At 51.7% G+C, this 9,605-nt stretch carries 4 protein-coding genes and 1 riboswitch; all 4 genes read left to right on the top strand.

Going from position 1 to position 9,605, the window contains the following annotated elements; translation table 11 throughout:
- The first annotated feature begins 9 nt into the window (after positions 1 to 9).
- Entirely contained in the window at positions 10 to 705 is a 696-nt protein-coding gene (locus tag Pelsub_RS02720) for a rhomboid family intramembrane serine protease (protein ID WP_116226277.1), read from the top strand.
- A gap of 38 nt (positions 706 to 743) precedes the next feature.
- A complete protein-coding gene (locus Pelsub_RS02715) occupies positions 744 to 1,592 on the top strand; it encodes an SDH family Clp fold serine proteinase (RefSeq protein WP_116226278.1) in 849 nt (282 codons plus the stop codon).
- A 178-nt stretch (positions 1,593 to 1,770) separates the two neighbouring features.
- Positions 1,771 to 3,135 (top strand): glycoside hydrolase family 17 protein, encoded by a 1,365-nt coding sequence (locus Pelsub_RS02710; protein WP_116226279.1) that lies wholly within the window; start codon positions 1,771 to 1,773, stop codon positions 3,133 to 3,135.
- Between the two features lie 216 nt (positions 3,136 to 3,351).
- Positions 3,352 to 3,434, top strand: a riboswitch (cyclic di-GMP riboswitch).
- A 140-nt stretch (positions 3,435 to 3,574) separates the two neighbouring features.
- A complete protein-coding gene (locus tag Pelsub_RS02705; protein ID WP_116226280.1) occupies positions 3,575 to 9,475 on the top strand; it encodes a right-handed parallel beta-helix repeat-containing protein in 5,901 nt (1,966 codons plus the stop codon).
- Positions 9,476 to 9,605 lie beyond the last annotated feature (130 nt).

Here is a 9,605-nt window from a genome sequence, read left to right as displayed (position 1 = left end):
GAAAGCTAAATGATACCGATTCGCGACACCATACGCTCCCGCTCATTTCCTTTCGTCAACTGGACGATCATCATCCTGAATAGTCTGGTCTTCTTTTATCAGTTCAACCTGAACAGCAGCCAACTGGATGCTTTCGTCCAGACCTTCGCGCTGGTGCCTTCCCAAATCACGTCCAACCCGATGAGCTGGTATCCCTTCCTGACGCACATGTGGCTGCATGGTTCGCTGATGCACATCATCGGGAACATGTGGGTGCTGCTGATCTTCGGCGACAATGTGGAAGACCGGCTGGGTTCGGTACGCTATCTGGTCTTTTACCTGTTGGGCGGCATTGCCGCCGGGCTGCTGGAGTACTTTTTCTCAGCCGGCAGCGACGTGCCCGCGTTGGGCGCCAGCGGCGCTATCGCGGCCGTGATGGGTGCCTATCTTATATTCTATCCCCGCGCCAAAGTGGTCACGTTCGTGCCCATCTTTTTCTTCGGCTGGTTCGTGCGCATTTCGTCGTTCGTCTTTATCGGCTTGTGGTTCCTGCTGCAATTATTCAGCGGCGTAACCTCATTGGGCGCTGCCGCCAGTACGCAAGTCAGCGGCGTGGCCTGGTGGGCGCACGTGGGCGGGTTCCTGTTCGGGCTGTTGATGGCTAAACCATTCTGCCTGGGTAAGTGCCAGCGTCAGGAGTATGCTGATGAACATTACCCCTGGTAAATTGAGAAGATTTATGTACCGGTTCTTTGGAGGATTTTATGGATTTCATTAACGTTCTATGGCTCTTTATATTAGTAGCCAGCCTGGCGCCCATGGTCAAGCAGCGCGTGCTGGATTCCGAGCGCTTCCGCTTGATGCGCAAAGTGGAAGAGAAACGCGGTTCGCGTGTGATCGCGCTGATCCACCGTCAGGAAAGCATGTCGCTTTTGGGCTTCCCGATCGCCCGCTATATCGACATTCAGGATTCCGAGGAGATCATGCGCGCTGTCAAAATGACCGACCCGAAGATTCCGATCGACATCATCCTGCACACCCCCGGCGGGTTGGTGTTGGCCGCCGAGCAAATCGCTTACGCCCTCTCCAAACACAAGGGCAAGGTGACCGTCTTCATTCCGCACTATGCCATGTCCGGCGGCACCATGATCGCCCTGGCCGCGGACGAGATCGTCATGGACGACAATGCCGTGTTGGGACCGGTGGATCCGCAGATCGGCGAATATCCGGCCGTTTCCATCCTGAAAGTGCTGGACGAGAAACCGGCCAAGGACATCGACGACCAGACCATGATCCTGGCGGACGTTTCGCGCAAGGCCATCGCGCAGGTCAAAGCCACCATTGAGAAAATCGCCTGCTGCCAATATTCGGACGAAGCCGCGCACGACCTGGCTGAGAAACTGGCCAGCGGCCAATGGACGCACGACTACCCCATCAGTTTCGAGGAAGCCAAAGAACTCGGCCTGAAGGTCAGCAACAAGATGCCGGAGGATATTTACAAGCTGATGAACCTTTACCCGCAAGCACGCACGCGCCGGCCTTCGGTGGAATACATCCCCGTGCCTTATGAAAAACGGCCCGGCGCGGCCAAAGGTACGCCCAATAAAGGATAGCCTTTCATTAATAAAACCTAAAGTGGGAAGAGCATGATGCTCCTCCCACTTTTTTGTTATGTCTCCCAGAGGTTATTGAGGGAGTTTTCCTTATTTACTCAACATCAATTGTATTTTCGGGGGAGTGCGAATAGAATTACCCTATCGAAGGGTTCACCACCGAAAGGGAGGTACAGCATTGAAAAAAGCGCTATCACTTCTTGGAATCATCAGTATTCTGTTCCTGAGCAGCTGCGGCAGACTATTCAAACCGGAAAGCACAGCCACAGCCACAGTAACCGCCACAGCCATTCCTACCAGGACGGCCGTGCCGACGGCAACCGTCACGCCCACCATCACCCCCACCGCGACCCCGCAAATTGAAAACCGCATCAGCGGCCTCAACCTGGGGACGCACCTGAATGACAGCCCCGAAACAGGAACGAACATCGCCGAAGAAGACCTGCGCGCACTCATCGAACGGATCAGCCCATACACGCATTGGATCAGGACCTACAGCGTACAGGGCGGGCTGGAAAACGCCGGGTCGATCGCCCATGAATTTGGGCTGAAATTTGCGGCGACTGCCTGGTTAAGTAGCAACCTGGTCGAAAACGCAAGCCAAATGGAAGCCCTGATCGAATTGGCCAAAACCGGAGCTGTCGATCTGGCTATCATCGGAAATGAGACGCTGCTGCGCGGCGATCTGACCGCGCGGGAATTAATGATCTATATTGACTGGTTCAAAAAAGCGGTGCCGGATGTACCGGTGACCACTACGGATGTTTGGTCGGAACTTGAAAAATATCCCGGCTTGTTCAGCGTTATGGATGTGGTGGCTGTCAATGTCTATCCCTATTGGGATGGGGTCGCGGTCGATGAAGCGGTCAATGCCATCGAGAACTGGTATTTTAAAGCCATGGAGAAAGTAAACACACCTGCTTCCCGTAAAGAAATCATCATTGCAGAAACCGGGTGGCCTTCCTGTGGTGAAAACGGCGATGCCGCCAGCCAGGCAGCTTTTTTCAACGATTTCGTGTCTTTTGCCCAACAAATGGATATCCAGTACTTTTGGTTTGATGCGTATGATGAACAATGGAAAGTGAAGGACGAGGGAGAAGCCGGTGCCTGCTGGGGAGTATGGGACGGAGAAGGCCAAATGAAACCCGGCATGGAAAAGACCTTTGAAGGTGTATTTGAGGAAAACACCCGCTCTTCGAAAATCAAAATTACGTATGTCCCGCCCATGGACAGCACAGGGAAGCTGGAAGGTTATGCGCTAAATGTCAATCCGGATGATTACCGGGTGGTTGTTTACATCTACGTACCCAACGCCAAGGGCTGGTGGATCAAACCTGAATTCCGTAACCCTTACACATATATCGAAGATGATGGCTACTGGTCAACTTCCATCTTTACCGGCGGACTCGATAAACAGGCGACCAGAGTTGCCGCGTATCTGATTCCGCGCGATTATGCACCGCCCGCCGCTGCGGGTTGGAGCAGCCTGCCATTAGAACTGATTTCCGAGTCCGTTGCCAGGGATGAGGAATACCGATTTTAAAAACACCTTTTTTGCCCGATCGGAATGCCTGACAGACAAAACTTGCCAGGATTTCATATAGATTCTGACTGGAGCAGGTGAAGAGATACTCAAAATTTTACCTTTCATCAACCCATTTATTTTGATTTTCGATAGATATGGGTCAAAATTTATTCTATACACCACAGTTACGGATTGAATTCTTTTGTGGGTATGGTATATTATTTACAGACACTTGATCCGAAAAGGCAAACCTGGCGAAAGCTGGGGACGCAAAGCTATGGGTCTAAAGCATTCGCTATGATCGCCAGGCCGCCGAAGATCGTTTTCGCTTTTAAAGCGCAAAACAGGCTTGGCAATTTGCCGGCCTGTTTTGTTTTAAGTGATTGATTGGCGCGCAACGGAAGATGATGGAAGTTTCGTATAATTTAAAGCAAGCAACATTTCCAGGAGGAAAATCATGAAAAAGACTCCCGCTATTGCCAGCTGGGCAATATGCACTGCTGTATTGACAGCTTTACTGACCAGCTCCTTTGTTTTTGCAGAGGGAGAAAGTCCAACCCAACCTGCGGAAGAACCCGCGGCTTCCACTGAAGAAGCGGAAGCGACTGATGAAACCATCCTCCCGGAAGTTACTCCAGCAGCTAGTGAAGCTGCTGCGGATCCTACCGATACGGGTGAGGACTCTGCTGAAGTCGGCGAAGAAATAACTGCGACACCAACACCGGAAGCGCAACCGACCGAGACCCCCGATATGAGTTCCACACCGCAGATTGAGGAAACACCGACAGAAGATCAGGAAGAAGCCACACCGGCCGCCACGGAGACTCCCGCCGCGGATGAAACCGCAGGGGAAGAGAATACGGATGAGACGGTGGTCATAAGCGACGAAAACGGCGAAGCCCTTGATTTGGCCAGCCAGGAAAGCGCGGACATCATCGCCAGCAGCGATCCCTGGTGGATGGTCGGCAGCACCAAATACATGGTCGTGTTAAATGCCGGCGACTGCCCCACCGGCACATTGGGAACCACGTGCTGGGCGGATGCAAAACCGATAGAATACGCGCTCTACCTGATCGACTCCAACGGCTGGATACCTTCGGACGGCAAACTGTACGTGGAAGCCGGCGATTACAGCGACACAGTGGTGATCGACGGTTCCAGCGGCAACGGCAACCTGAGCACGCTAAAAGGATTGGTCGGATCCGGATCCGGCACCATTACACTCACCGGCAGTATCTCTATCAGCAATACCACGGCCGGATTCACTTTAAGCGGCTTTACCGTAATCGGTAGTGTTTCGCTGGATAACAACAGCGGTTCACTTTACCTGGACGATTTATACATTCAAAACGACAGCGGGGATGGGCTGACAGTCAGCAACCAAAACGGCAACGTTACAGTCACCAACGTGCAGTCGCGCGATAACCGCGGCGACGGCGCGCGCATTGACAACACAGCCGCATCCAAAGGCACTATCATCATCACCAATAGTTCTTTTGACTACAACGACGATGAGAACGATTTGACCTGGAATGTTGGCTTGTATATCAACACCAACGGCCCGGTCACGCTGGACGGCGTGGCGACCAGCCGCAACAACGGCAACGGCACCGAAATCCACGGGTTCAGCGCCCTGACCATCAACAACAGTTTATTTGACCATAACTACGTCGATCTTTACTCAGCCGATTATGGTTACGGCCTGCTGGCCGCCACCAGCAACCCGGCCTATGTGAAGATCATGAACGTGTTCGCTTACTACAACGACAACACTGCCATTGACATTGAGACCGCCGGTTCAGTTTATCTGAGCTACGTGCGCGCTTCACACAGTTCCATCCGCGTGGGTAACATTGATGCCGGCGGCGAAACGGTCAATGAGCGCCTGAACGAAGACAACAAATACACCGGCGATCGCTGGTATTTCAGTGGGACGAACGGGCAGGATCTGGAGATCCTGCTGGAAAGCGATTTTTTTGACGCTTATCTGGAATTGTATGACGCCGGCACCGATACCCTGCTGGCTTTCAACGATAACCTGGACGGTACCACGACTAACGCTTTGATCAATTACACTTTGACCGCCGACGGCGACTACTACATCATCGTAAAAACCCTGGAAAGCAGCGGCAGCGCGGACGGGGATTACAGCCTGTCTGTCAACGACAGCGAGCACAACAACGAAACCGAATTCGACATTCCCGGCATGAAGGTTAACACCACCAGCGGCAGCGGTACGATTACTGTCTCAAACGGAATGTTCCAGGACAATGGTGGGGATGGGATGGAATTGGATTCCTTAAAAACCATTACTCTAAACACCGTGGATGCTTCTTACAACAGCCAGAACGGGGCTGTGCTGGATACCTGCCAGTATGACGAAGTGCTGGGATACTGCCTGGGTTCCGGCACCATCACACTGGACAGCCCCACCAGCGCGGGTTGGTACGGCGCTAATTATTTCCTGGGCAACAGCGGAACCGGTCTGCTGATCAGTGCCGGTTCGACCATCAAACTGAACAACACCAGCGCCTATGATAACCTGGGGAATGGGCTTGAAATTAATAACGCCAACAGCAATATTGCCATTTTCATCCGCACCACACTGAATAATTTCACCAACGTGTATCGCAACAACGGCGGCTCGGGTATCAAAATCAACACCGGCGGAAAAATCACGATTTATGATACCGATGCGGATTTAAATGATCAAAATGGTTTTTACCTCTCTTCAGGTTCTGTAATTAGTCTTTACAATGTGAATGCTTCAGAGAACGGCCATGATGGGATTTTGGTAGATAACTCAACCAGCAGCGGCAGCGTAAACATCTTCAACAATATCAGAGGCGTCCAGGGGGAATATAGCGGCAACGGCAGCAACGGTATTGAGATTACGACATTGGGCAGCATCCAAATTTCCAACGTGATCGCCAGCAACAACATCACCGGTTCCGGCATTTTGTTGGATACCTGTTTACTGGATGGGTCAACTTGCCTTGGAAAAGGGAACGTCACCCTGAACACTTACTTTGGTTTGCAGAACACGCTGGATGACAACAATAGTTACGGTCTGTACGTCACTTCCAGCGGCAGCGTCAACTTGAATTACGTGTCCGCTTCCAAGAACGGCGACACCGGGATTTTTATTGACAACCCGCTCACCAACGGCACAGTCATTATCAAGAACGCCATACGGGGCGGCAGCGGAGTATATTCCTACAACGGCGGGGACGGCATCAATATCGCCACACTCGGTACGATTAACCTCTATAACATTGACGTCAGCAGCAATGCCGGTAATGGGTTAACGATTGATAACTGCCAATTCAGCGGCGGTGAATGCGTTGGCCTGGGCAAGGTGGCAATCAAAGGACTCTATAACCAGAGCAACACTTTCAGCAGCAACCACAACTACGGCATGTATATTCTTTCCGGCGGCAGCGTTTACCTGATGAACGTCAATGCCGACCAGAACGGTAATAACGGGCTGTACGTGAACAACCAATTGGAATTGGCCATTCAGCCGGTTACCATCAACGCGTCCAAAGGCGTGACCAACTCCTTCAATTACAATGGTTCGCTCAACCAGGGCACATATCCCGGCCTGGAAATCCGTACCTACGGGAATATTTATTTGAAATCCATTGAGGCTAATAACAACTACGCGGCCGGCGCTTATCTCTATAACAAAGACGCTACCATCTCTGCGCCATACATCCGCATCAACGACGGCACCTTCAATGAGAACCAGGGTTCCGGTTTGCTGGCTTACACCAAAGGCAACATTATGCTGTACGGTGTCACAGCTTCCTACAACTCACTGATTTATTCCGACATCGTGATGGAAGGCGAAACGGTCTATGAACGCCTGACATCCATCAGCACCTACGACACCTGGTGGTTTGAGGTCACTGAATCAACCACCATCACGGATTTCGCCATCATCCTGGAAAGCCTGGAATTTGACGCTTACCTGGAATTGTATGATGCCAGCGGCAACCTGCTGGCCAGCGATGACAATACGTACAGCGAATATGATGCGGAGATCAACATCTCTTTGACAGAGTTGGGCAAGTACTATATTCGGGTGATGGCAGCGGACAGCAACCACGGAAACTACACGTTATCCATCAACGATGAACTGCATGATTATGGAACGGATTTCGCTTTCTATGGCGCTTTGATTGACGCCTCCGCCGGCAACGGCTCGGTGTCCATTAATAAAGGCAGCACCAATTTCAACAACGAATTCAACGACAACAACTACTCCGGAATTGAGGTAAAAAGTAAGAGCACCATTACCGCATACAACCTGAGCGCCTCCGATAACGGAGATACCGGTGCTTATTTATACAATGCAACCGGCAGCGGCAACATCACCGTCCAAATGATGGATAAAGGAGTGGTTAGTTTATTTGACAGCAATTCGGAAATTGGCTTGTTTGCGGCTTCCAGCGGCAGTATTTATGTCACCAGCATCAGCGCCAGCTCCAACGGGAGCGGCGGCGCAGTCCTGAATAACTGCATCCTCTCCGGTGATTACTGCCTTGGCAATGGTTCGGTTTACATACGCTCAGCCGGGACAGTGAATAAGTTCAACTCCAACCAGCTTTACGGCCTCTCAATCTATGCCAGCGGGCATGTATATTTGTATGATGTGCAAGCGGACGCCAACGGTTATAGCGGGTTATACGTCAAGAACCAATACTTGCTGGAGACCGGTAACGTCACATCGAAAACCTCCAAGAACTTCATCAGCAGTTTTTCCGGTAACGGTTGGAAGAATCCGCTGAATACCTACAGTATCGAGGTCTACTCGAACGGTGTAGTATCGCTCATTGGCGGCAACGTGATTGCCAACTACGGCGGCGGCGCATTTATCGACAACGATGCCACTGCATCGGTACGCAACGTTTTTCTCTTTGACACCAACTTTGAAGCCAACCAGGGCAACGGCTTGTGGGTCAATTCCAACGGATCTATTTACCTGACCGGCGTACAGAGCCGCTACAATTCAGTCAACAATGGTCAAATCGACCTGCTGGGCGAGACAATTTTTGAACACCTGACTCCTTACTATGAATCCGACACCTGGTGGTTTGATGGCTTTACCGATGACACGGTCGACATTATCCTGGAAAGCGATGAATTCGACGTACTCCTGGAAGTCTTTGACAAGGACGGCAACCTGATCGCAACCGATGACGACAGCTATGGCGTCACTGATGCTCGCCTGACCTTCACACTACCGGCTAACGGCAACTACTACATCCGTGTCAGCGCCAGCGACGGCGAGACCGGCAACTACACTTTGACGCTCAATGACGAGGCTTTGGAATACCCGACCATGTACCGCTTCTCCGGCGCGCATCTGGATAACGACGGCGGCAGCGGGAACATTGTCATCACCACCAGTGTATTCAATGAAGCGCCCAATTTCTATCACAACAACTACGATGGATTGGAGATTTTGACAGCCGGTTCGGTGACCCTGCTCAACTTGAGCGCAATGCAAAATGGTGAAGACGGTATCAACATCGACAGCACCGCCGGCAGCGGCGCAGTATTGGTCAGCTCGACTTCCAAGAAGAACACCAGTTCATTCAGCTACAACACCAAATTCGGCCTGTACATCGAAGCCGGCGGCAACGTCTCCATCATCAATAATGGCCGTATGTTCCTGCGCGATAACAGCTATACCGGCGCGTACATCGACAACACCAGCGCCAACGGGGCCTACGTGATTGTGTACAAAGCAGAAGTCAACCAAAACACCCTTAAAGGTCTGGAGATTCACTCTTCAGGCAACGTGACTACCAACAACATTCTGGCGGTCAACAACGGCTCCAACGGTATCTTCGTCGATAACACCTACGGCAGCGGTACTATCAGTTTATTGGGCAGTATGGGTGAAAACAACATTTCAGATAACGGCGCGTCCGGCCTGGCGCTTTATTCCAACAGCAGTATCACGGTTGACAATGTGATCGCCATCCAGAACGGTGGCAACGGCATGATTCTCAACAACGAGTTCGGCAGCGGTACTATCACTGTCACCAATGTCGTCACGCGCCTGAACGCCAGAGACGGCATGCAAATCAAATCCGGCGGTCCCTCCGTGACGCTGAAATACATCCAAAGCATGTCTAATGGTGTAGGCTATGACGGCGACGGTCTCTACATCGAAATCCCCGACCCGTCCTACCTGAAGATCTATTACAGTACCTTCATCGGCAACGAGGGCAACGGCATCGACGTGCTCGGTACAGTGCCTGAAATGCCCCAGCTCTTCTCGGTGAGCTACTTCGGCAATGACACGGATATGGACGGCGATCGGAACTTAAATGTGACGTATTAATACACAGAGTTGGCTAAGCTCATCATGGCCAACGAGTGCAAGATTAAACAAAGAGGGTCCCTTCGACAAACTCAGGGAACCCTCTTCGTTTCTACAAAGTTGGCTGAGCGCCTGGCCTGAGCTTGTCGAA

The sequence above is a fragment of the Pelolinea submarina genome (genome assembly GCF_003966975.1).
GTDB lineage: Bacteria > Chloroflexota > Anaerolineae > Anaerolineales > Anaerolineaceae > Pelolinea > Pelolinea submarina.
This window is presented reverse-complemented; position numbering and strand designations above follow the sequence as displayed.

What these genes read in the sequence shown, in the direction of transcription:
- Pelsub_RS02720 (WP_116226277.1), top strand. Translation starts at nt 10, where the DNA reads ATGATACCGATTCGCGACACCATACGCTCCCGCTCATTTCCTTTCGTC.
- Pelsub_RS02715 (WP_116226278.1), top strand. Translation starts at nt 744, where the DNA reads ATGGATTTCATTAACGTTCTATGGCTCTTTATATTAGTAGCCAGCCTG.
- Pelsub_RS02705 (WP_116226280.1), top strand. Translation starts at nt 3,575, where the DNA reads ATGAAAAAGACTCCCGCTATTGCCAGCTGGGCAATATGCACTGCTGTA.